This is a genomic window from Desulfamplus magnetovallimortis (assembly GCF_900170035.1).
GTDB lineage: Bacteria > Desulfobacterota > Desulfobacteria > Desulfobacterales > Desulfobacteraceae > Desulfamplus > Desulfamplus magnetovallimortis.
Genome location: NZ_LT828553.1, coordinates 99820 through 121742 on the forward strand (window position 1 = coordinate 99820; position 21923 = coordinate 121742).

Genomic DNA, 21923 nt, shown 5'->3' on the forward strand with positions numbered 1-21923 from the left:
AGAGCAAAACATTATAGATTCATTAGTTTCAAAAGTTATTGAATCTAAAAATTATTTGGAGAACTTAATTTTGATGGTCTCGTAAAAAGCCAGATTTCAGCATTTTTTGAGTTGTAACATGCTGAAATTATTAATAGCAAGTTTACTATTTCTGACTTTTTACAGGTTCATCAATTTTCGGTCAAGATTTTATGAGGTTTAAATCGCGAACTGACATGTGTGTATGATATACTCAAAATCGAGATCTTATTGGCTTTCTTGGCATTTATTGCATTTATCTGAATCAGGATAACCAGGATTTACAGGATGTCCAGGATTTTTATCCTGTAAATCATTATCATCCTGGGTATCCTGATTCAGACAGCAGTGACAAGGCTCAACAGAGCATAGGTGTCGGCTTTGAAGATATATCAAATATATTGAGAAGGTATTAAAATGAAGAGTGACACCCTTAAAAAAAACAGATAAAGCCATCAGGTGATGCCACTCTTCATGGGGTGGGCAGGATTATCATGAAAATCCATTGTCTGATTTTCATGAATAGGGTGGGGGGTTAAGAGCCAAAACAACACTAAAATGGCAACTTAGTCAAAATAGACATTTATTGGCTTTCTTGGCATTTATTGCATTTGTCTGAATCAGGATAACCAGGATAACCAGGATAACCAGGATAAAAAAGATGTTCAGGATAGATAATCCTGCCTTATCTTTATTAATCTTGGGAATCCTGATTCAGACAGTATTGAGAATGCTCAAGATTTTATAGGTATCGATTTTGAGAACTTAACAGAAGTATAACTAAGGACTTATTTATTGTTTAAGTTCTTTTTTCCGGTTCTCTACAAATTCTGTGAGCTGACGCTCAATTTCCGGATCAATTGCAGGTTTTTCATAGGTTGCAAGGCGCTGGCTGACCTTGTCGTATGCTACCTGGTCAAGGCGTTTTTTGCCTGATGCGCTCCATGAGTCATGATTCATGCGATTCATTATTGTTGGCATGAAAAATTCGGTTCTGCACAGCTTGAATGTTTTGGGCTGGGTGAGATATTGTCCGCCAATACCCACATTTTTAATCATTTCAATATCAATTGCATCATCGGTTACCTGTATGGGTTTAAACATGTTCTTGATCAACCCGCAAAGCTCCTCATCAATGATGAACTTCTCATAGCTCATTCCTATATATGAACCAAGTATGCCGCATGAATGAAGAATGAAATTAACCCCGTTTCTTGCCGCAGTATAAAGGGCAAGGGCAGACTCAATGCCTGCCTGGGCATCTGCTGTCAATGCATCTGTCAAGGAGCCTCCGGAACGGCAGGGAAGTTTGTAATATCTGGCCATCTGGGTGACAAAGGAAATGTTTTTTGAAAGCTCAGGGGCACCTATTGTGAGACCGCCTGATTTCATGTCCATTGCAGATGATGTTGATCCATAAATAACCGGGGCGCCTGGTCTTACAAGCTGGGAAAGGGCAACACCAGCAAGTATTTCCGCGTTTTGAAGGGCAAGAACCCCATCAAGGGTCACAGGCCCTGATGCACCTGCCATGATAAGAGATGCAATAACACATGCCTGTCCATGACGTGCAAGTTCAATAAGTGATGCTGCCATCTCATCGGAAAACTGCAAAGGAGAGAGGGAGTTGATAAGAGAAACAGTTACCACCTTGTCCATGATATTCTCTTTGCCACCCCATGCAATGGCTGCCATTTCAATTCCGTCCAGGGCTCCCTGCCTTGAAACAGGGCTTCCCATGAAAGGTTTGTCACAAAGCAGCAGATTGGAAAGGTTAAGGTCAAGGTGGACTGTCTCATGTGGCATGTCAGATGGCTCAACCATCATCCAGCCATTCATGTTTATATGTTTTGATGTCTGGATAAGTTTGCAGAAATTGTCATAATCCTCCATGGTGGCTTCCCGTTTTTCGCCATCAAGATCAATGACAAACGGCGCACCATAACCAGGAGCAAATACAAAATCATCCTGGCCGACCTCTACATTGTTTTCGGGATTTCTTGCATGTACAGTAAATCTTTCAGGCACTGTCTCAAGTGCTTTTTGGATATCAGATTCCTCAAAAAAAACTGTTGTACCTTCCACACGCTGACCATTTTTCTTGAAAAACTCCAGAGCTTCGTCGTCATTAAATGCAATTCCTGTGGTTTTCAGAAGATCCATTGAAGCTGCATGGATTTTTTCTATCTGCTCTTTTGTTAACTCCTGCATTCTGTCGTACATGTTTGTTCTCCTTTAAGGAATTTTTAAAGATTATTTTCATTTTTATAGCGATTAAGCCCTTTGAATATGCCGTACAGGGCAAAAAGCAGCAGAAACATCAATGGAAAAGCAGTTGCAATGGATGCTGTCTGGATAACTTTAAGGCTTCCTGTGCCTGCAAGTACAGCAGCAACAGCTCCCAGTGCAATACCCCAGAAAGCTCTTAGGTTTCTGCCTGGATTCTCATGGCCTGATACAAACATTGCAAGGGATATGGCTGCGGAATTGGCACTTGTCAGAAAAAATGTACCGATGAGAAAAATCAGGGCAATGGAAAGAATTCCGGACATTGGCAGGTGCTGGGCAATGGCAAATATGGCACTTTCCACGCCATGCTCTTTTAAAATTCCTGTGACATCATATTTGATACCGACACCACCGATAACTCCATACCATAAGAAATTGCCAATACTTGGAAGAATAAGTGTTGCAGCAACAGTTTCACGAATTGTTCTTCCCCTTGATATCCTTGCAATAAATACTGCGACAAAAGGTGCCCAGCTCATCCACCATGCCCAGTAAAAGACAGTCCAGCTTCCGATCCAGTTACCTTCATAACCAGGACCTGTAAAAAGGCTCATGGGGATAAAATGGATAAGGTACTGACCAATTGCGTTGGTGGTCAAGTTGATAAGAAAGATGGTTGGCCCGAAGATAAGTATGAAAAACCACACAGCCACAAATACCCACATATTGATGTCGCCGATGATTTTAACTCCCTTTTCAAGACCTGTATATACTGAAAATGTAAAGATTGCTGTCAGCACACCTATTATAATGTATGTGCTTCCGGGGCCAAGCTGCATACCATATTGATATTTCAGCCCGCTTGAGAGCTGAAGGGCGACAAGTCCCGTTGTTGTGGCAAGTCCTCCAAGGGTAGCAAACACAGCAAAAATATCAAGGACTTTTCCCCATGTGCCATGAATCTTATCGCCAATTACATAATAAAAGGCGCTGGAAAATTTTAAGGGGAGTTTGCGTGTAAAACATGCGTGTCCCAGGGCAACTGTCAGCATGGCATAGATTGCCCAGGCACTTAGCCCCCAGTGAAAGAATGAGTATGTCATTGCATTTGCACCGGTTTGCGGTGTGTTTGGCTCGCCGCCAAAATAGGGAGGAGGGCTCATGTAGTGATATGCGGGTTCAGCAGGTCCCCAGAAAACAATGCCTGCGGCTATGGCTGAACCAAAAAGCATTGCAAACCATGAAAAATTGGAGAACTCTGGTTTTTCATGTGGCAGCCCAAGTTTGAGATTGCCGTAACTTTTTCCCATCAGAACAAAGCACCCGATTACAAGGGCAAAAGCAGTAAGAAGATAGAGCCATCCCCAGTAAGTGGTTGTCCAGCTAAAAACAGCGTTGACTGCAGCACTCATGTTGTCCGGCATAAGAATAGACCAGAGAACAAAAATAATTGTCAGCGTGGCTGACACCCAGAATACCATGGGATCAAATGGTTTTGTTTTTTCGATTGAATTTGACACGTTAAACTCCTGTAAAACAAGGTTATAAAATATATGTTGTACCCTCATCCCTTCAGGGGATTCTTCAAGGGATGAGTTACACACTGTTTTTTTTTACAGATTCAGCAATCTTTAACTGCCTTTGACATGCCATTGCTAAAATGCATATGACATGCCATTCTTATCCGTTGATTTGAGAAAAAGCTTTTAATATCTGTTTAAAAAAAGTGATAAAAGCCCAATAATTAAGGGGTTTGAAGTAAAAAAGTCATTGAAAATAAAATTCTGCTGATACTTTTTACGATACGATTAAGCTTGTTATTGAGGGGGACTTAGCTTTTAAAAGAAAAAAAATTTTCGCCTTTAAGAACTCCATGGTGTCGTGATTTTTTTCATATGAAAAAAAATATGACAAAACTTTTATTGTGCGTAGAGTGCCTTGAAAAACACAGCTTTGTAGTTAACCTTTTATCGTGCAAATGTGATTTTGCATTGTAGTTCTGTGTCAAAGCTAAAAACTGATTCATATAAAGGCAGGTGAATATGATACTTAATACTATAAAAAAACAGAGTATTATCCTTCCTGTAACAGGAATGCACTGTGTAAATTGTGCTGCAAATATTGAGAAGAATGTTGGTAAACTTACTGGCATTACAAATATAAATGTTAATTTTCCGGCAGAGCAGATAAATCTGACGTTCTCTCCGGAAGAGATTGAATTGTCTGACATTGTTAAGAGAATTGAGGAGCTTGGATTCAGGATACCCTGTGAAAAAGAGATTTTCCCCATAACAGGCATGAGTTGCGCTAACTGTGCATCCGGTGTTGAGCGAACCTTTAATAAAAAATTCAGGGTGTGATAAAAGCATCTGTAAATCTTGCATCGGAACAGGTGACAGTTGAATATCTCCCTTCTGTTGTTACACCGGATGAGATGGCGGAAGAGATCAGAAAGAGTGGTTTTAATCTTGTGTTGCCGGATAAAACCTTTGATGATTCACTCTCCGAAATTGATGGAGAGCTTTCTGAAAAGGATATGCAGGAGATTTCCGACCCTGAATCAATGGCAAGGCGTGCTGAAATAGCTGCCCAGACCCGTAAATTCGTAGTTGGAGCGCTGTTTGCCTTTCCCCTTTTTACACTCAGCATGATGAGGGATTTTGGCATAACAGGAGAGTGGAGTCATGCAGCGTGGGTGAACCTTCTCTTTTTTATCCTGGCAACACCGGTGCAGTTTTATACCGGAAGCGATTATTATGTTGGAGCTTGGAAGAGTCTTTACAATCGAAGTCCTAACATGGACCTTCTTGTTGCTTCAGGCTCTTCTGTGGCATATTTTTATTCTGTGGCTGTTATCTGTTTTCCATCATCTGGGCTTCATGTCTATTTTGAGACATCTGCTGTGATCATAACTCTTATAAAACTTGGAAAACTCCTTGAGGCACGAACCAGAGGTAAAACAGGAGCTGCCATCAAAAAACTCATGGGGCTGCAACCTGTAACATCTACAATTGAAAAAAACGGTGTTGAAAAAAAGGTTCCTGTGAAAATGCTGCAAATCGGAGATGTTGTTGTTATACGCCCAGGGGAGAGAATTCCAGTGGATGGTGTTGTAATTGAAGGTAACTCCACCGTTGATGAGTCCATGCTTACAGGCGAGCATCTTCCAGTTGAAAAAAAGAGAGGAGATAAAATTACAGGCGGCACAGTCAATGGGGAAGGGTACATTAAATTCAAGGCTACGCATATTGGAAAAGATACTGTACTTGCAGGAATCATAAGGCTTGTACAGGAAGCTCAGGGGAGCAAAGCCCCAATCCAGGCACTGGCGGACAGGGTTGCATCAATTTTTGTTCCTGCTGTTATGGTCATTGCGTTTATAACTTTTGCCATATGGTGGGGCGTGACAGGAGAGTTTGTACCGGCTATGATACGTATGGTTGCAGTTCTTGTCATTGCCTGCCCCTGTGCCCTTGGGCTTGCAACCCCTACGGCAATAATGGCCGGCACCGGTAAGGGTGCAGAAAACGGAGTTTTGTTCAAAAGAAGCGATGCTCTGGAAAAGGCTGCCGAACTTGATATTATTGTTCTTGATAAAACCGGAACCATGACAATGGGAAACTTGCAGGTAAATGATCTCATACCCATAAATCAGATTGAACAAGCTGGCTTCTCAATTAAAGGGCCTTCTGAAAATGATTTTTTTGCAACAGACACAGAATCTACAAAAAAAACAGGTCAAAAGAATGCTTTAAGCAATACTCTAAACAACACTCTAAAAAATGCTCTAAGCACCACCCCAGGTAACACTCTAAGCAATACTCTTATTCAAACATCTGCCATTGATCCTGAGTCTGAGCTTCTAATTTATGCTGCTTCCATTGAAAAAGCTTCGGAGCATCCTATTGGAAAGGCCATTGTAAAATTTGCAGAGGAAAAAAAATTGGATCTTTACCCTGTCAGGGATTTTAAAGTCCGCAGTGGAGAAGGGGTTGAAGCCACTGTAAACAACAGAAGATTTCTTTTTGGCAAGCCACAACTGTTTTTTGTTGATGGTGATGATAATAAGCCATCTGAAATCCAAAGAAAGGTTTTTGAACTGCAGAAAAAAGGCAGAACAGTAATGCTTCTTGGAGAACAATCTTCGATAAAAAAATCAGGTCATTTGTATTTTGCAAAAGATATGGATCATCTTTCTTTAGCAAAAGATACAGATCGTCTTTCTTTTATAAAAAATATAGACCATCTAACTTTTAAAAAAGATATAGATGATTCACCTCTTAAGGAAAATATTATTGGAATAATATCAGTTTCAGATACTCTCAAGCCAGAAACCAAAGAAGCTGTTGAAGCACTTCATAAAAAGTCACTGAAGGTAGTCATGCTGACAGGGGATAATATTGAAACAGCAAAAGCTGTGGCAAAAGAGGCCGGAATCCATGAAGAAAATATTGAGGCAGAGGTACGTCCTGAAGAAAAGGCAGACAAAATCAAGGCTTTGCAGTCATCCACCATGCTAAAAACTCATGACCAAATGAGATTTCGGCCACCCCCGATCATGAAAACAGAATGTGTTTTCACGGTAAAAGATGAGGATGGAACTGTAGCTACAAATCTCAATCATTCCATTGAAAGCAGAAAATCCCGCCCCTTTCTGGTGGGAATGGTTGGCGATGGGATTAACGATGCACCTGCCCTTGCCTGTGCTGATGTTGGTTTTGCCATTGGCACAGGGACAGATATTGCAATAGAGACAGGCGATATTATACTCTCCAGTGGTTCTCTTTCAGGAATTCCAAAAGCCATTGAGATAAGCCGTAAGACCCTGCAAACAATAAGGCAGAACCTGTTTCTGGCTTTTTTCTACAATATTATCCTGATTCCGGTTGCTGCCGGAGTTCTTGCTCCATTTGAAGTTTTTCCGGATTTTCTGCGTCAACTGCATCCAATCCTGGCTGCCCTTGCCATGGCTTTGTCAAGTATTTCCGTGGTGAGCAACAGCTTGAGGCTTTATCGCAAATGAGTTGCGGTACACAATTTGCAATAACCCCTCTCTAAAACCTGTTATACTCAAAATCGACATCTTATTGCTTTTGCATAAGTTATTGCAGTTGTCTGAACCAGGATAACCAGGATGGATAGGATGCTCAGGATAGATAATCCTGCCTTATCCTGTTAATCTTGGGAATCCTGATTCAGACACTATTGACAAGGCTCAAAAGGTTGTAGCTGTCGATTTTGAGGTTATAACAATGCTCCATATGGGTTTTGTGCAGGAACGCTCAGTTTTTTGTAAACAAGGTATGCATATCCGTATATTGAGTTGTCGTTTCGTGTTATTCCCAAAATAGGCTATTGCACTGTCAAGACTTAATTTTAGGGTTATATGCAACGTAGAGGCAAGGCATGCCTGTCTCTACAATTAAACGAACCCTAATTTTTAGCTTTGACAATGCACTATATTTTAATTCACGGGGAGGGGAAAATGAAAGGTAAATATTATATTTGTATTTTTACAGCCTTTGCTCAACTGTTTATTGCAGCCTCACTTTTTGCATCATCATGGAATGTAAACGATTTTGACTATATCTATGAAGTCGGCCCTGGTTATGAATTTGAAACACCAACTGATATCCCATGGAATACACTTCTTCCCTCAACCATAGTAAGAATTCACTGGAGAGCGGAACCCTATAAGAGCAAATGGGTTATTACAACAACTGCAACATCTGACAGACCTGTAGTGGTTACAGGTGTCTCAGAAGATGGTAAGTTGCCTGTAATATCAGGTGATGATGCTGTGACTCCTTCTGGTCTTTATTATCTAAATGAAGACCGCTCCATTGTAAAAGTTGGAAATTATACCGGTTCATCAGACACTGACATACCAGCCCATATTTTTATTGAAAATCTTGATATACGAACAGCCAGACCCGGCTATCAGTTTATCAACAGATACGGGGATGTAACAGGTTACAGAAACAATGCTGCTGCCGTGCATATTGAGGAGGGCGATTCAATAACCCTTAAAGGATGCATACTCCATGATTGTGGAAACGGACTTTTCACCTCCCATCTGACGAGACAGATTGTTATAAGCGGCAATTATATTTATGATAACGGTATTGAGGGAAGGTACTATGAACATAATACATATACAGAAAGCCTTGGAATTACATATGAATACAACCATTTTGGGCAACTTAGGGATGGTTGTGGAGGTAACAATTTAAAAGACAGGTCAGCCGGTACAGTTATTCGATACAACTGGATTGAAGGGGGAAACAGGCAGCTTGACCTTGTGGATACGGATTATGAATCCTTTTTTAACGATCCATCCTACAGTGAAACTTTTGTCTATGGCAACATTCTTATAGAACCTAATGACGCCGGAAACAGCCAGATCATTCACTATGGTGGTGACAGTGGGGATACCAGCCTCTACAGAAGAGGGACTCTCTACTTCTATCACAATACAGTTATCTCAAGAAGGACAGGCAATACAACACTTATAAGACTTTCCACAAGCGATGTGACAGCAGATATCCGCAACAACATCATTTATACTGAAGCATCTCCAGGGCGTCTTGCACTCACCAATGGTCTGGGGCAACTGAATCTTGTTCATAACTGGATCACCGAGGATTACCGCAACTCATTTGAGTCAACTTCCGCAGATATATTGTGGTCAACAGGCAACATTACCGGCATAGATCCTGGTTTTATTGATATTTGGGCAGATGACTTTGGATTGAGTTCAGATTCAGATTGCGTGGACAATGCATATGAAAATGCAGATGCTGCCTTAGAGCATCCTGTTATCTACAGCTACAGGAAAGATCAGTTGTATGATGATCGTCATATTTCAGGCAGCGGTGCGGATATCGGAGCATATGAATATGCTGAGTCAACAAATATTTATGATCTTAACGGTGATGGAAATGTTGATATTCTGGATGTGATTGAGTGCGTTAACAGCGTGCTTGGCCAAAATCCCCTCAATCACGATCTAAATGGTGACGGAAATGTTGATATTCTGGATGTGGTAATGATTGTCAATGTTATTGTTTCATGAACTCCAGATTTTCATCATTGTTATGGCATCCTTCATATCATGCAGAAAGTACTTTACACTTTCCGGAACAGGCCACCAGAAAAACCGGAGTTGTGTTCAGGTAAATGTAAACTGGCAAATGAAAGATGCCATTGTTATGACTCAAAAAGACTTTTTGAAAGCTTTTTTTCGCCATATCGCATTGGAAGAAAAGTAACCAGAATACATATAACAAGAGCTGCCCCAAATGAAAAGATCATCCAGGTAATGTCAAAGGTGCTGTATGCACGGGATTTGAACTGGGAACGGAGAATATGATAAACAGGCCCTGCCTGTAGCACAATAACAGCTCCAATAAATGCAGCACTTAAAATCATGAATATCATTCCTCCATAGCTTGTTATGGTCTGTGCCGGATTCTCTGATTTAAAGCTTGGGAAAGCAGCACCAAAGCCAATTCCCAGAGCCACAACCCCCGGAACCATAAGAAGGGTATTAATGCATGACAGCGCCATCATGAAAGGTACCACATCAAGAAGCAGATTTGTTCCGATAATAAGCACCAGTGTCATTATAAGCAGAGGAAAAAGGTAGATCATATATTTAATCCACAAAAAAGATCTAAGGGAGACAGGGCCTGACCGGATAATCCAGATGGATTCACCCTCCATATTCACAGCCGGAAAGGCAAACCGGCCTGTTATGGCTGTTAGAACAAAAAATGCAAGTCCCATGTTGAGAAATGAGAGCATATTCTGGAGATAGAGGGTTCGTATGGGGGCTTTGTCAAGGGGAAGAACCTTGAAATTGTAGATATAGATGCCTATAAGAGCTGCAATGAGGAAAAGCTGTGACCATTGGGTCTGATCCCGGAAAAATGTTTTTATCTCTTTGTCCACAAGTGCTCTGACAGGGCCCGAAAGCCTTTTTATAAGGGGAAGATCAAGCCTTCTTGCCGAAAAAAGCCTAGCTGCTGATGTCTGTGCCCTTGATACTCCATTAAAATAGAGAATATCCGCCACCGCCATAAGCACAAATCCCATGAAAACCGAAAAGCTCAAGGCCAGAAGCATATGAAAGCAGGCAACACCGGAAAATCCTTCGATGGCTGCCATAAGAGCATCATAACACCATGTACTGGGCAGAAACGGAGATGATGGGGTTGACATGGATTTTATATAAAAAAGCGTGACTGAAAATACTTCGGGGTCAACCATCCTTTCAGGCCTTAATATTCTCAAAGCAATGTAGAGCATTATAAACAGAGAAAGTCCAAGAAAAACAAATATGGTGCGAATCCGGCTGGCAGGAACAAGCACAACAGCAATCATTACAACAATGGCACCAATGGAAGAGGCTGCAAGTGCAAGCAAAACAAGGGAGAGAAGCATAACAGGGTAAAAAGATATGCCAGTGGTATGAATCCAGCCATAGGCAACAAAAACAGGCAAAGTATAAAGAATAACCATCCAGGAGCTGTCAAGTGTGGTCTCAATCCATCTGGCCATAAAGATTTTATAGCTTGAAACAGGCATGGCATGTACTAGCTTAAGATCCTTTGCAAGATATAGCTTTGACAGCGAATTTAAAATACTGCTGAAAATAAGAAGGGAAAAAATGGTGATTATCACCATGGAGAGAAGTTTCCAGGCAAGAATGTTCCCAAGATCCTCAATATTGCTGAAGTATCTCAGAACCCGCAATGAGATGTAAAGGGCACCTCCCCAGAAAATGATACCCAGAAGAGTTATAAAGAGATATTTGTATTTGCCGATGCCTCCCGAGGAGATGCGTCCCTGGTTATAAACAGACTGGAAACGGGGTTTTAAAAGTGTGAGAATATCCTGCATGATAATGTGCCTCCTGCAAAGTTACCTGATATGATGTTACGTCATCATATCAGGTATCGGACATTATTCAATGATATTATCACCCTTGTTGCTGTTGGATAAAATTTTTGTTGTTGTTGGATAAAACTCTTGTTGCTGTTGGATAAAATTCTTGTTGTTGCCGGATAAAATTATGAATTCCATTAGCATCACCTCGACAGCGTTAAAATGGTACACCCCATTTGCATATTATCCCAGCAGCGTTAGAAAGATACCAGCAGCAATGACAGTGCCGATAACCCCTGCCACATTAGGCCCCATGGCATACATTAAAAGATAGTTCTTCTTGTCAGCCTCAATGCCAACCTTGTGGACAACCCTTGCTGCCATGGGAACAGCAGATACTCCGGCTGCACCAAGCAGTGGATTGATTTTTGTCTTTGAAAAAAGATTGATAAGCTTTGCCAGAAGCACACCTGTCATTGTGCTGATGATAAATGCAAAAAGCCCAAGCACAAAGATAAAAATAACCTTGGGTTGCAGAAAATTTTCGGCATTCATTGTGGCTCCAACAGGTACTCCAAGGAAAATTGTTACAATGTTCATAAGCTCATTCTGGGCAGCATTGTTAAGACGCTCCACAACACCTGACTCCCTGAAGAGATTCCCCAGCATAAACATGGAAATCAGCGGTGCAGAAGCAGGCACCAGAAGTATAATCACAAAGGTGGATATCAATGGAAATAGGATTTTTTCAAGTTTTTTAACCTTACGGCTTTTTTTCATGCGAATTTTTCGTTCTGCCTCTGTTGTCATAAGCTTCATCACCGGAGGCTGAATAATTGGAACCAGAGCCATGTATGAGTAGGCAGCAACAGCGCAGACCCCAAGAAGCTGCGGAGCCATTTTGGATGCCAGAAATATGGTGGTGGGGCCGTCTGCTCCTCCAATTATTCCTATGGTTGCGGCCTCACGTATATCAAAGCCCATGGCATTTGCCACAAAAAATGTGATATAGACTCCGGCCTGGGCACCTGCTCCAAGAAAAATGAGTCTCGGGTTGGCAATAAGAGGGCCAAAATCAGTCAATGCACCAAGACCCAGAAAAATTACAGGCGGAATAATCTCCCAGTGAATACCATATTGGTAAAACTTCCACAAAAGCCCCTCTTCCGGGGTCATAAGGCCAGCAAAGGGAAGATTGACAAGGATAATGCCAAATCCAATGGGCAGAAGAAGAAGGGGCTCATACTCTTTTTTAACAGCAAGATATATCAGGGTCAGTCCAATGAGCCACATTATAACCATGCCTGGTGTAAGGTGAAAGAGTCCTGTGGTTTGAAACAGCCTTGTAAAAAGCTCCATCATGATTGTTTCTCCTCTTTGCCTTTTTCAAGCCGGTCAATCACCAAGGCCGTGGTTTTCATGGATATATATAGAAAAGCCATGCCGAAAAAGACTCCGACAATGCCTGAGATAAAAACGGTAATTGAATTTGACATTTAAACCTGCTCCTTGTTTACCCTTTAATTATTCTTGGGAGAATCATCTGATGCTGGGGACAGATGGATTTGGGATTCTGATATGCACTTCCTGCAAAGGCTTCCATGTACTTTCTCAGATCAGCAAGTTTGACAATTTCATCCACAAGACCTGTTTTAGCGCAGAATAGTGGCCTTGATGTATCATGATATTTCTGTGCAAGTTCGTTCATCTTGTCCACAACAGGCTGAAGGTCGTTTCCTGCCTCTTTCTCCTTTACAAGACGACGGGCATATGTTGCAACGGCTGCTGTCTCTCCATGCATAACATATATCTCCGTTGCTGCTGTACCAATGGTAAAGGCGTTGTGGCGATTTGCCTGGGGGCCGCCCATGACATAGTGTGCAGCAGCAGAACCTTTTCTCAAAATTGCAAGCATCATGGGAATATCTGTCTGCTGTATTGAGTAGATAAGGGATTGTCCAAGGCCGAGAAGCTCTGCCTTTTCAGCAATATCTCCCACATCAATTCCTGAAGTGTCCTGGAACCATATTACAGGGATTCTGTCCCTGCCGCAAAGGGTTACAAACTCATTCATCTTAATGAGTCCCTGGCGATATAGCTTGCTTCCAATGCCTGGATAGTCCGCATATTCAGGGTATCCCTTGCCAAGATAGCCCTGGCGGTTACCAATGCATGCCACAAGAAATCCATCCACCTTACAAAGCCCTGTATATACTTCCGGCCCATAACCTGGACGGAACTCAGAATGCTCTCCGCCATCCACAAGTCTGGCCAGAATTTCATCAAAGTCATATACTTTTTTAGGCTCCATTGGAAGCAGCCTCATTATGTCTTCCTGTGGGAATGCAGGGGCTTTGGGTTCTGCCACCCTGAAAAATTTTGGATTATAGGCAGGCATATCCTTCATGTAATCTTTAAGGCCGTCCAGAACACCTTGTTCCTCTTCATAGACATACCTGAAAAAACCTGTGGCATCATAGTGGGTTTTCACCGAGCCCGGAGGTTTTGCACGATTCTCCTTTGCCTTTACAACAAGATCTTCTGCCATCTGGGTTGTAAAGCCTCCCTGGGGAGCCATGCCGCTTACAATTCCTGCACCACCTACAGCTATATTGCATTTTTCATGGGCAAACAAAATTGTGGGACTTATGCTCTGGTATCCGCCACCTGCGGGGTTAGTGCCATAAATGGCTGCAAGTATGGGGATTCCGGCCTGTTCAAGCTCTGCATGTCTGAAAAACGGCGCTCCTGCACCTCTTCTGTTTGCATAGAAGGTCTCCTGTTCAGGCAGTTTTGCGCCACTGCAGTTTACCAGCCACACAAGGGGAAGATTCAACCGTTTTGCAAGATCGGTCACTCTCAGGATATTGTCAGACTGGCCTGCAAGCCATGCTCCTGCCATAACCTTGTTGTCAAAGCCGATTATCACAGCCCATTTTCCGGATATCTTTCCAAGGCCGTCAATTACATTTGTGGTGCCTTCAACGTTATCTGCCGGATTATAAAGGGTGTGAAGAGGTCTCCATGTCCCTTCATCCACAAGATATTCAAGGCGCTGCCACACGGTCATCTGGCCTCTGGCATTGATTTTTTCCGTGGAAAAACCTGCATTTTTTACCTTGTCAACAGCGGCATCAATCTCTTTTTCAGCTTCAATAAATGCCTGGACATTCTCCTCTGTTCTTTTGATGGCTCCTTTTTTCAACTCTTTTCCAAAAGAAGTCATCTTTTCAAAATAGGGTCTCATGGAAATCCTCCGGGGATATCACTTTACAATTTACATGATTTATGTACTCAAGAGTCCTAACTTCTCAACTCCACCACCACATATTGTACTTTCAATTCTCTTAAAAATACTATCTGTGTCTCCATTTAGAGAACTTATGACTGACGAGATGTAGATCTTGACTGGTTATGACTTTAAAAATGGATAAAACGCTATTCAATCACAGCTATAACATCATCCTCTTCCACGGAATCACCAACCTTTACTTTTATCTCTTTTACGGTGCCGTCGCAGGGAACATATATCGGAGTTTCCATTTTCATGGCCTCTATTATTACAGCCTCATCATCTTCTTCCACTGATGCGCCAATCTCCATGTTGATAGCAACAATTTTTCCTGACAATGGTGCAAGTATCTCTTCTGACATGATCTTCTCCTTTTAGTTTGATGAACCCATAAAAAGTCTTATTTCTAGAGTTTTTCAGTCATAGCCCACTGAAATTATTAACAACTAATTTGGCAATTCCGACTTTTTACGAGACCATATAGTTTACCGTGAAAATGATTATCATTTTTATATTTGGGGGCGATTGATACGCAATCAATCATGCCCGTTTAATTACTTAGGAACAGGGTCTAAATAACTTGCCCATTAACCTCACCCCCCAGCCCCCTCTCCATGAATGGAGAAGGGGAGTTCGGGTAAGTTAATTAAACCCTATTACTTAACTATCTATTGGCTTTACGAATACCAAGCTGATCCAGGGCAATGATCCATTTGCAGATATTGCTTGAACCTTCAACCATGGAGTATGTAGGAGCATCCCGATAGTATCTTGCAACAGGATATTCTGTGGAATATCCATATGCACCCATGATTCTCATGGCATAGTTGGCACATTTTGTCACTGTTTCACCAACAAAATATTTGGCCTTCGCAACATCAAGGCCATTGTTAAGCTGACCCTGATCCTTTGCCCATGCTGCTTTATAGACCAGAAGACGGGCAGCGTCAATGTCAGTTGCCATCTGGGCAATGAGATCCTGATTCATTTGAAACTCGCCGATCTTTTTTCCAAACTGCTTTCTCTCATTACAATATTTAAGGGCAACATCAAGACATGCCTGTGCAAGGCCAACTCCACCGGCAGCAGCAGAAAGGCGTGTCTGGTTAAGTGAGCTGAAGACAATCTTTGAACCATCACCTGGCTTGCCCAGGATATTTTCCTTGGGAACCTTTACATTATCAAGAAAAACCTCTCCTGTGGGAGAAGAGTGGGAACCCATTTTATCAAGTGCAGAGGTTTTTACCCCGTCAAAATTTTTAGGTTCTATAACAAATGCGGAAAGTCCTTTGCTTCCGGCAGCCTTGTCTGTGTAGGCATAATAGATAAGAACATCCGCAAAGCTTGCATTTGATATCCATGTTTTTGAGCCATTAAGAAGCCAGTGGTCACCCTTGTCCTCGGCGGTTGAGGCCATTGCCATGACATCAGAGCCTGCGTCAGGTTCGGTTATGCCAAAGCCTCCGACATATTCAGCGGTACAAAGTTTTTCTACATATTTCTTTTTTGCCTCTTCTGTTCCATATTTAAAAATAGTATATCCACATCCCAGTACCTGCATATTGACCTGAACCCTGAGAGATGACGATGCCCTTGCAATCTCCTCTGTTACGATCATTGCGGCCATCCACCCCATATCCTCTCCGCCATACTCTTCAGGAATAACTGTACCGAAAAAACCAAGCTCTCCCATTGGTTTCATGACCTCTTCATAAGGGAAGTAGTGATCCTGATCCCACTGGTCTGCATTGGGAGCTATTTTTTTTCTTGCAAATTCACTAACGGCTTTTTTGAGCATCTCAAGCTCTTTTGAGAGTTTAAAATCCATGATATCTCCTTATATTGTATTCCAGATAATGAAATTATCCTGATATGTATGTAAAGCTACGGCAAACAGTGTTCCGGCAAAAAACGCATTTATCTGGAAGGCTATATTTCAATTGCCTTTTTAATGGTTTCCATGGCACTTTCATAAACCACAGGTTTAAATATTGCTTTCAGGGCATAGGTTAACATCTCAAGTGTAATTCCTATGTTTTTTGATGCAATGACACCAAGAGCTGCAAGTGCCCAGTCAGGTTTCTTTATTTTCATCTCTCTGAAATCAACTTCAAACACACTTGCTCTGGTTTCGGGGATGGCTACGCTTTTCTCTTTAAGAAGAAAGGTATCAGGGCCAAGTTTTGCAAACATCTTTTTGCGGCGGTCAACCCCTTCGTCACTCAATGCCAGAACAATGGAAGGAGACTCCAATCCTGCATACCCTATCTTTTCAGGAGAGAGAATAAGTTCACTTACAGACTGTCCCCGAAGAACCGTGATATTGTAATCATTTTTCATGGATGCATTGAATCCTGCTGCCATGCCTGCATGACATACTATGTCACCTGCTGTTACAATTCTCATTCCTGCACTGCCCAAAATTACAATCTCCTGGCGTTGGGGATTTTCCATGTCAAAGTTTTTTTCCACTTTTAACGCTTCAGGAAATTTTGTCTTTTCAGCCGCAAGTTTCCGGTATTGCTCTCCATACTCAGGTCGTTGATTTTTCTCAACAATGCCCCCTTCAGCAGGAAGATTTTCAATCATCTCGTCAATGGCTTTGGGTGTCAGGCGGTTTCTTTTGGTGTATCTACCGGTACACATACCAAGGGTTTCAACAAGGGCAAATCCTTTGTGAGTTATGGCGTTGCAGATCTGTTCCGTTAATGAAGCATCATGGCCTGAACAGCGGCTGACCCAGGTGGCTCCGGCACTTTTTGCAATTTCACATATATCAATTGGGATTTCAGCCTGGTTAAGAAATTCCGAACCCACAACGGCATCCTGTGGGGTGGTGACAGAATATTGGCCGCCTGTCATGCCAAAATTAAAGTTGTTAAGCACAAGAAGTGTGATATCAAGATTTTTTCTGCATGATGAGAGAACATGCGCCCCGCCAATACCAAGGCCTCCGTCTCCCATTGTTACAATTACATTTAACTCAGGGTCAGCAAGTTTAAGTCCCGATGCATAGGTAAGCGCCCTGCCATGCAGTCCGTGAAGGGCATGTACATTAAAAAAAGTATCAAAAAGACCGGAGCAGCCTATATCAGTTACAATAACAGTCTTTTCTGCAGGAATGCCAAGGGATACAAGTGCAGAATCCAAAGATTTTGTGATTCGTTCATGGGTACAGCCGGGGCAGAATACTGGCGGGCGGGCTGTATTGAGAAAGCTGTTCATTTTTAATATCCTCCTCGGTTTTCTGCATGTATATTCAGCACACTTTTAAATAATATGTTCATTTTCAATTACCTCCACGGTTTCGGCAGGGATATTGAGTACACTTTTCATCTTCAATTACCTCCATTATTTTTCCTGGAGTGATGAGAACACCATTCATCTGGCCATAAAACTGGATCTTTTTGTCCAGCAGAATTCTTTCAATATTGTCAATATACTGACCAAGGTTCATCTCCAGGACAACAATGCGGCTATATTTTTCAGCTTTTGTGCGGATGAGTTTTTCAGGAACAGGCCACAGGGTCTGAAGGCTCAATGTGGAAACAGATTTTCCCTTTTTTTCCAGCATGGAACAGGCATCTTCAGCAGCCCTTGATGTCACCCCGTAACTAATGACAAGGGTATCGGCATCTTCCCTTTCATGTTCATCATAAATTGTCAAATCCTCTTCAGCATTGAGTATCTTATCCCTTAAACGATCCTGTGCTGCGGCAATGGTATCAGGATCAATTGTAATATAACCATCTGGCCCATGTGTTGATGAAGTCTGCCTGACAAGAGTTTTTCCACCGATGGGAAGAAAATCCGGCACTCCTCCAGGCTCTGCCTTAAATGGGATAAATTTATCATTTGCACAGTTGTTTTTGTCTTCATTGTCCTGATTAACAGAAGAAGTAACTGGATTTTCAGAAGAGGAGGTCTTATTCCCACAGGATTTAAACAATTTTCTTTCAACAAGATCCGGAAGTTCCACAAGATCAAGATCTATGCTCTCCTTTGTCATCCCGATCTCTTTATTGGAGGCAATAAATACCGGGCATCGGTATTTTTCGGCAAAATTGAAGGCGTGAACCGTAAGTGAGTAGCAATCTTTTACATCCCTTGGCGCAAGCACAATGACTGGAACCCCTCCGGTGTTGCCCCATCTTAAAAACTGGATATCGCTGTCAGCTCCACGGGTAGCAGAGCCTGTGGATGGGCCAAGACGCTGAACATCCACTATAACCATGGGTATCTCGCTTCCAACAGCAAATGATATCTGTTCGCTGTAAAGACTGATCCCAGGCCCGGATGTTGCTGTCAAAACCTTTTTGCCTGCCATTGATGCTCCAATGCAGTAGCCCATGGATGCGATTTCATCCTCTCCCTGAATACAGATCCCACCCTTTGGGGGAAGCATCTTCAGCATATTAGCAAAAACCGTGGTAGCAGGAGTGATGGGATATCCAGCAAAAAATGTGCATCCAGCTTTGATGGCACCCCTTGCAACAGCTTCGTTTCCTTCCATAAATGATAATGCCATTATAATCTCCCGATGTTGGAGTTGTCGAAAGTAATTATAAACTATACCAATATTATAATTATGTCCCGATTTAATTATCTCAATATTTAATCAAATATTTAATCAAATTTTTTTCGAAGATACAATGCACTAATAGCCCTGTCAAGGAAAAATTGGTTTAAAAACCGTTTTTGTCTATTTTATTTATTTTTCTGAATAGTGCTTTTTCAATAGCTTTATAGAAAAATTTTGGCATCTTTCATTTATCGGTTTACACTTTTCTGAACCATGATTTTCATGATTAAGGGATTTTCTTGATTATTCATCATGTTAATCCTTAAATCCTTTAATCATGGTTCAAAATTTTCCGAAAAGTGTAAACTACTTTTGAGCTGATATGAAGGATGCCAAAATTTTTTATTATTTAGTAAAAAAATTGATATAGATAACAGGTGGTTAGATTTTTCTGTTATCAATTTAATTATCTGGAATACTAAAGTTTAAACTATCGCTACCGGTGTAATCATAGATGTGTCGATTTTAATGGATGGCAGATGATAGATTCCCCGCAGAGAATAATTATCAGATTGTCTTCTGTACTTTATAGTAAAATCAAAATCCAGAAGCCTTGAATAAAAAGTTTCAAACACATTGCTTCGTGTCTCAAGCGATATGAACGTATCACTTTTTAGCCCCCAGATTCCCGCAGCATGGTGGATCATAAGAGAAAAGCATATAGCTGACATATATTTGGAAAGAGGTTCCCTGAATATTTCAGGATAGAATTTTGATACATTCAGAGCGTGGGAAAAATTGTCATGGGAGAGAATAAGTTCCTTAGATATTTCCACTTTTTTCTCCTGACTGTAGAGAAAATACTCAATACACGAGCCATCCATGAAGTAAGAGAGGGAAAATCGTCTGAAAAAGGCAGGCGCATGAAGTTCCATAAATGAAATTATAACTTTTGGTATATTTTCAGGAACACTGTCTGGCGAAGAAAGTGGCTTATTGGATGAGAACATAGTCTCACCTTTTAGCCAGATATCAAATGGATCATGGCATTCAAGGGTATGAAGTATGGCTTTTGGCATCTCAACCGCTTCACACTCCATTCCAAAGGAGTTACATACCCTCCCCAGAGTATCTCTTGCCAGAAAAAATACAAAATTGTTTGATGCCGAAGCATTGATTTCAGCATCAGGATTACCTGTCTGAAACGCCTTTTGACAAGAGGCTAAATCAAATGAATGCCATGATCGGCAGATCATAGGACGAACAGGGTAGATCATGCACTTATTATGATCCAGAAAAATACAGGGAGTACGATTTTTTATTTTAACCCGATTTGCGAGGTTCTTTCCATGGGTCAGATAAATGTTGCTCTGAATCCTGTTATGGAGTCTTTTTAACTCATCTGAAGAAAAATTTGTTTCAATCCAGGAAAAAATCCATAATGCCTCCACAGGGGTGAGCCGGATTCGGGAGTGACAGCATAGGCTGCATCCAGCTTTGCAGGCAATATTTGAACCCGATGTGCTCTCATGAACCTGCTTTACAATATTCTCTGCAAGTTCTATGAGTTCCGTTAAAAGCTCTGTAATACCTTTGCGGGAAAGGCCTTTTTGTACATGTGATTCAATAATCTGCATAAAAAGGGCACGAAGCACCTCTTCTGCATGACGCATATCTGTATCCACAATATCTCCTGATGCTGTGTAAGACGGAGATCAGTCTGCGGTGATTTGCAAAAGAGGTCTGAGCTTACAGATTGTCTAAACCATCATGGCATTAGAGACAAGGCATGCCTTGTCTCTTCACCACCACCGATTATGAAAATGATGAGAGGTGTTTTCATGGTAAACGGGCATGATTGCGTATCAATCACCCCTAAATATAAAAATGATAGTCATTTTCACGGTAAAAGAAACTCAACTCTTGCCGTGTGCCTTTAATATGGAAATATAAGGCCTGAAAAGCTCCTCAAAATCTGAAAGTCCCCTTGTTAGGAGTGCTGGCATGTATTTAACTTCATTATCATTGATAACAAGATTGGCGCTGTTGGTGAGTGCCTCAAGGTCATAGAGTGTTTTGAATTCAGGCCCTATTAATATATAAAAAATTGTTCGACGATTAGCCATGCTCATCTGTTGCATGAATTGATGGAAATCATGTAATTTTAAAATCTTGTTTTCATAGGCAACATGATAAACCACAATGGAATAATCTGTAAATCTCATGCTGTTTATGGCCTCATCAACATTGGCAGGAGTAATAATTTGATACTCTTTTCCCTTTAAGGTATTTATGACAATGGCCTTCATTGATTCATCAGGAATCATGACCATGGCAGTTGGAATATTTTTAACTATATCTTTAGCTTTGGCTTCTCCCTTGAAAAGCCAGCTTATATCAGGAGGAGCAGGAGGAGAGTGGGGATGAAGATTTGTTGATTTAATGGGACTTGGAGATGCGTGGGATATCTCTTTGTCCACAACCCTGCCTTCCTTATCAAGTTCTATTGGTTTTTTACACTTTGGACATCCGAACTTAAGTGTTCTTCCCTGGGGTAATCTTTCAAGGGCTGCGTTTATTTTATTTATATGGTCAGCCGAAAAGCGGAGTGCCTGGCTGCAATTTGGGCATTCTGTAATCATTGAAATTCCTTACCTGATAGCATTTTCCTATAACCAACATGGCGATTCACTGCCATAATCCAATGGATGAACGTCGTTCAAAAAAACAGAACGTAGTAGAGACGTTGCATTGCAACGTCTCTTATTGCAACGTCTCTTATTGCAACGTCTCTTATTGCAACGTCTTTTATTGCAACGTCTTTTATTGCAACGTCTCTTATTCCAACGCCTTTCACATAAACGGCAATGGCAACACCATCTGCACAACGAACATTGAAACGTACATGGCGAATGTCAACCACAATCGAAGGGACGAATGTTGTTTTTAGAACAGTCAATTAAACGGATTAAT

General features: G+C 41.5%; 16 protein-coding genes. 3 read left to right on the forward strand and 13 right to left on the reverse strand.

What is annotated here, in order from left to right; translation table 11 throughout:
* Positions 1 to 810 precede the first annotated feature (810 nt).
* Together MTBBW1_RS19900 and MTBBW1_RS19905 are read right to left on the reverse strand one after the other, a co-directional pair.
* A complete protein-coding gene (locus MTBBW1_RS19900; RefSeq protein WP_080806406.1) occupies positions 811 to 2241 on the reverse strand; it encodes a trimethylamine methyltransferase family protein in 1431 nt (476 codons plus the stop codon).
* Positions 2242 to 2264: 23 nt separating this feature from the next.
* Complete coding sequence (locus MTBBW1_RS19905) at positions 2265 to 3767, reverse strand: BCCT family transporter (protein ID WP_245809484.1); 1503 nt, start codon at positions 3765 to 3767, stop codon at positions 2265 to 2267.
* Positions 3768 to 4289: 522 nt separating this feature from the next.
* Here MTBBW1_RS19905 and MTBBW1_RS29725 point away from each other — a divergent pair.
* From MTBBW1_RS29725 to MTBBW1_RS19920, 3 genes are all read left to right on the forward strand, one after another.
* Positions 4290 to 4607: a heavy-metal-associated domain-containing protein gene (locus MTBBW1_RS29725; RefSeq protein WP_139786831.1), complete on the forward strand. Its 318-nt coding sequence runs from the start codon at positions 4290 to 4292 to the stop codon at positions 4605 to 4607.
* Positions 4604 to 7270 carry a heavy metal translocating P-type ATPase gene (locus MTBBW1_RS29730; RefSeq protein WP_139786832.1) on the forward strand — a complete coding sequence of 889 codons (2667 nt, stop codon included), beginning with the start codon at positions 4604 to 4606 and terminating at the stop codon, positions 7268 to 7270. Before MTBBW1_RS29725 ends, MTBBW1_RS29730 begins: the two co-directional genes overlap by 4 nt.
* A 462-nt stretch (positions 7271 to 7732) precedes the next feature.
* Positions 7733 to 9322 (forward strand): dockerin type I repeat-containing protein, encoded by a 1590-nt coding sequence (locus MTBBW1_RS19920; RefSeq protein ID WP_080806408.1) that lies wholly within the window; start codon positions 7733 to 7735, stop codon positions 9320 to 9322.
* A gap of 134 nt (positions 9323 to 9456) precedes the next feature.
* Here MTBBW1_RS19920 and MTBBW1_RS19925 read toward each other — a convergent pair whose 3' ends face one another.
* The 11 genes from MTBBW1_RS19925 to MTBBW1_RS27915 form a co-directional block, all read right to left on the reverse strand.
* A complete protein-coding gene (locus MTBBW1_RS19925; protein WP_080806409.1) occupies positions 9457 to 11151 on the reverse strand; it encodes a putative ABC transporter permease subunit in 1695 nt (564 codons plus the stop codon).
* Between the two features lie 228 nt (positions 11152 to 11379).
* Positions 11380 to 12498, reverse strand: coding sequence for a sodium ion-translocating decarboxylase subunit beta (locus MTBBW1_RS19930; RefSeq protein WP_087881806.1), 1119 nt, complete (start codon positions 12496 to 12498; stop codon positions 11380 to 11382).
* The gene (locus MTBBW1_RS28560; RefSeq protein WP_186441543.1) at positions 12495 to 12632 is read right to left on the reverse strand and encodes a hypothetical protein; all 138 of its coding nucleotides are present in this window, start codon (positions 12630 to 12632) and stop codon (positions 12495 to 12497) included. The genes MTBBW1_RS19930 and MTBBW1_RS28560 overlap by 4 nt, the downstream gene beginning before the upstream one ends.
* Positions 12633 to 12649: 17 nt before the next feature.
* Complete coding sequence (locus tag MTBBW1_RS19935) at positions 12650 to 14383, reverse strand: acyl-CoA carboxylase subunit beta (protein WP_080806411.1); 1734 nt, start codon at positions 14381 to 14383, stop codon at positions 12650 to 12652.
* Between the two features lie 191 nt (positions 14384 to 14574).
* Complete coding sequence (locus MTBBW1_RS19940) at positions 14575 to 14790, reverse strand: biotin/lipoyl-containing protein (protein ID WP_080806412.1); 216 nt, start codon at positions 14788 to 14790, stop codon at positions 14575 to 14577.
* 302 nt (positions 14791 to 15092) lie between these two features.
* Entirely contained in the window at positions 15093 to 16256 is a 1164-nt protein-coding gene (acd, locus tag MTBBW1_RS19945) for a glutaryl-CoA dehydrogenase Acd (RefSeq protein ID WP_080806414.1), read from the reverse strand.
* A 101-nt stretch (positions 16257 to 16357) separates the two neighbouring features.
* Complete coding sequence (locus MTBBW1_RS19950) at positions 16358 to 17653, reverse strand: thiamine pyrophosphate-dependent enzyme (protein WP_080806416.1); 1296 nt, start codon at positions 17651 to 17653, stop codon at positions 16358 to 16360.
* A 64-nt stretch (positions 17654 to 17717) separates the two neighbouring features.
* Positions 17718 to 18956 carry a transketolase C-terminal domain-containing protein gene (locus MTBBW1_RS19955; RefSeq protein ID WP_080806418.1) on the reverse strand — a complete coding sequence of 413 codons (1239 nt, stop codon included), beginning with the start codon at positions 18954 to 18956 and terminating at the stop codon, positions 17718 to 17720.
* Between the two features lie 479 nt (positions 18957 to 19435).
* Positions 19436 to 20635, reverse strand: coding sequence for a YkgJ family cysteine cluster protein (locus MTBBW1_RS19960; RefSeq protein ID WP_080806419.1), 1200 nt, complete (start codon positions 20633 to 20635; stop codon positions 19436 to 19438).
* Between the two features lie 231 nt (positions 20636 to 20866).
* A complete protein-coding gene (locus MTBBW1_RS19965; RefSeq protein WP_080806421.1) occupies positions 20867 to 21592 on the reverse strand; it encodes a hypothetical protein in 726 nt (241 codons plus the stop codon).
* A 77-nt stretch (positions 21593 to 21669) separates the two neighbouring features.
* Complete coding sequence (locus tag MTBBW1_RS27915; RefSeq protein ID WP_139786833.1) at positions 21670 to 21909, reverse strand: hypothetical protein; 240 nt, start codon at positions 21907 to 21909, stop codon at positions 21670 to 21672.
* Positions 21910 to 21923: the final 14 nt, after the last annotated feature.

Coding starts and splice junctions, on each gene's coding strand:
- MTBBW1_RS19900 (WP_080806406.1), bottom strand. CDS start 2,241: ATGTACGACAGAATGCAGGAGTTAACAAAAGAGCAGATAGAAAAAATC.
- MTBBW1_RS29725 (WP_139786831.1), top strand. CDS start 4,290: ATGATACTTAATACTATAAAAAAACAGAGTATTATCCTTCCTGTAACA.
- MTBBW1_RS19920 (WP_080806408.1), top strand. CDS start 7,733: ATGAAAGGTAAATATTATATTTGTATTTTTACAGCCTTTGCTCAACTG.
- MTBBW1_RS19925 (WP_080806409.1), bottom strand. CDS start 11,151: ATGCAGGATATTCTCACACTTTTAAAACCCCGTTTCCAGTCTGTTTAT.
- MTBBW1_RS19930 (WP_087881806.1), bottom strand. CDS start 12,498: ATGATGGAGCTTTTTACAAGGCTGTTTCAAACCACAGGACTCTTTCAC.
- MTBBW1_RS28560 (WP_186441543.1), bottom strand. CDS start 12,632: ATGTCAAATTCAATTACCGTTTTTATCTCAGGCATTGTCGGAGTCTTT.
- MTBBW1_RS19935 (WP_080806411.1), bottom strand. CDS start 14,383: ATGAGACCCTATTTTGAAAAGATGACTTCTTTTGGAAAAGAGTTGAAA.
- MTBBW1_RS19940 (WP_080806412.1), bottom strand. CDS start 14,790: ATGTCAGAAGAGATACTTGCACCATTGTCAGGAAAAATTGTTGCTATC.
- acd (WP_080806414.1), bottom strand. CDS start 16,256: ATGGATTTTAAACTCTCAAAAGAGCTTGAGATGCTCAAAAAAGCCGTT.
- MTBBW1_RS19950 (WP_080806416.1), bottom strand. CDS start 17,653: ATGAACAGCTTTCTCAATACAGCCCGCCCGCCAGTATTCTGCCCCGGC.
- MTBBW1_RS19955 (WP_080806418.1), bottom strand. CDS start 18,956: ATGGCATTATCATTTATGGAAGGAAACGAAGCTGTTGCAAGGGGTGCC.
- MTBBW1_RS19965 (WP_080806421.1), bottom strand. CDS start 21,592: ATGATTACAGAATGCCCAAATTGCAGCCAGGCACTCCGCTTTTCGGCT.